The sequence below is a fragment of the Terrabacter terrae genome, from assembly GCF_039529575.1.
GTDB classification, from domain to species: domain Bacteria; phylum Actinomycetota; class Actinomycetes; order Actinomycetales; family Dermatophilaceae; genus Terrabacter; species Terrabacter terrae.
Map to the genome: position 1 here is coordinate 1 of NZ_BAAANB010000045.1, position 1918 is coordinate 1918.

Here is a 1918-nt window from a genome sequence, read left to right on the forward strand (position 1 = left end):
AGGTCGGCGGCCGCTTCCAGTGGCTCGACCTGCTGGCCGGCCTCGCAGCCGACGGGCGCCCCGTCGGCGTGCACTTCATCATCGCCAGCGACCAGCGCACGGGGCTGCCGACCAACCTCGCGGCCGCTGTGCAGGGCCGGATCATCCTGCGGATGAGCAACGCCGACGACTACTCCGTCTTCGGGGTGCCCGGCGACGTGCTGACGATGGCCTCGCCGGCCGGACGTGGACTCATGTCCGGCTCCGAGGTGCAGGTCGCGGTGCTCGGCGGCTCGTCCGACGTCACGGTGCAGGCCGCCGCCATCGAGGCGTTCGCCGACGCGACCCGCAAGGCCGGCGTCAGCCAGGCCCCGCCCATCGAGAGCCTCGCGGAGGTCATCCCGCTCGGCGAGCTGCCCCCGGAGCTCCGAGGCCGGCCGGTGCTCGGCGTCGCGTCCTCCACGCTGGAGCCGCACGGCTTCGACCCCAAGGGCACCTTCGTCATCACCGGGCCCTCGGGCTCGGGTCGCACCACGGCGGTCGCAGCCGCTGCGGCCGGGCTCTTCCGCTTCAGCTCGAGCACCGCGCTCTACCTCATGACCCCCCGGCGCTCGTCCGAGCTGCTCGACCTCGGCATCTGGGCCGAGACCGCCGTCGGCGGCGAGGCGAGCACCAAGCTGGCGACGCGGCTCACCGCCGACATCGAGGAGGGACGCACCAGCCGCCCCGTGGCGATCTTCGTCGAGCGCGTCGACGACCTCGCCCCGTCGGGCGCCGAGAACGCGCTCACCGCACTGGCGAAGGCATGCGTCGACAACGACCAGCTCGTCGTCGCCGAGGGTGAGGCCGCCTTCTTCAGCAGCAACTTCGGACTGCAGGCGCTGCTCAAGACCTCGCGCTCCGGGCTCGCCCTGCACCCCGACGGCAACGAGGGCCTGTCGGTGTTCAAGGCGAACCTGCCCTCCCTCAACCGCGCCGAGCTGCCCCCAGGACGCGGTTTCCTCGTCGAGAAGGGCCGCTTCGAGCTGCTCCAGGTCGCCCTCCCATGACCCTGCACACGATGCTGAAAGCCTTGGGGCACAAGGCATCTCGACCGGCGGGACGGCATGCGCCATCGGTGGCGCGCGACGTGGGAAGTCATGGGGAGTGCTCCCCATCGACACTCCTGCGGGGGTCACATACCTTTCTTGCTGTCGACGAAAGCCGCGGACCGGACGAACCGCCGCGGGGCCGTCGAGGAGTGACATGAGCGGGCCTGCAACGGGTGGTCCGGAGAAGAGAACGTCCCGAATCCGTCGGGGGAACACAGGCAAAGGAGAAGGACATGGCTTGGCTCGGAATGAACGACGATGAGGTCAACGCCCAGGGCAACGTCCTGCAGCAGCAGGCGGAGGCCATCCAGAAGCTCATCCAGAAGGTCGACTCCGAGGTCGAGTCGCTGAAGCAGAACTGGCAGGGCGACGACTCCAGGCAGTTCGAGCAGGAGTGGACGGGCACGCACCGCCCCGAGCTGCAGAAGGCGCAGAAGCTGCTGACCGAGATGAAGTCGACGATCGACCGCGAGGTCTCGCAGCAGCGCAGCACCTCCTCGCAGTACTGACCGACCGCATCCCGACCACCAATCCGCAGACTTCTGAAGGGGAACTGACATGGCTGTCTACAAGAAGGGCATGAACGCGGACGCGGTGTCCGCATCCGGTGACAAGCTCGTCGGCTACAAGGGCGAGCTCGACGGCATCGTCGAGGCCGTCAACAGCGCCGTCTCGCAGATCAAGGGCAACTGGGGCGGCACCGACTCCGACCAGTTCCAGAGCGACTGGCACGGCCAGCGCCAGGTCGTGACGGCTGCCGGCGAGAAGCTCGACGCCATGGGCAAGAAGTGCAAGACCAACGCCGAGTCGCAGAAGCAGACCTCGTCGCGCTGAGAGTCGCGCTGAGA

2 protein-coding genes and 1 pseudogene are annotated in these 1918 nt (G+C 68.8%); all 3 read left to right on the forward strand.

Annotation, left to right across the window (positions count from 1 at the left end; translation table 11 throughout):
* Positions 1–1028, forward strand: a pseudogene (locus ABD194_RS18840) (FtsK/SpoIIIE domain-containing protein); the annotation flags it as partial.
* Positions 1029–1303: 275 nt separating this feature from the next.
* Positions 1304–1579: a WXG100 family type VII secretion target gene (locus ABD194_RS18845; protein WP_343994344.1), complete on the forward strand. Its 276-nt coding sequence runs from the start codon at positions 1304–1306 to the stop codon at positions 1577–1579.
* 49 nt (positions 1580–1628) lie between these two features.
* The gene (locus tag ABD194_RS18850; protein WP_343994346.1) at positions 1629–1904 is read left to right on the forward strand and encodes a WXG100 family type VII secretion target; all 276 of its coding nucleotides are present in this window, start codon (positions 1629–1631) and stop codon (positions 1902–1904) included.
* Positions 1905–1918 lie beyond the last annotated feature (14 nt).

Excerpts from the sequence above, each read along its gene's own strand:
- ABD194_RS18845 (WP_343994344.1), top strand. The coding sequence starts at position 1,304 with ATGGCTTGGCTCGGAATGAACGACGATGAGGTCAACGCCCAGGGCAAC.
- ABD194_RS18850 (WP_343994346.1), top strand. The coding sequence starts at position 1,629 with ATGGCTGTCTACAAGAAGGGCATGAACGCGGACGCGGTGTCCGCATCC.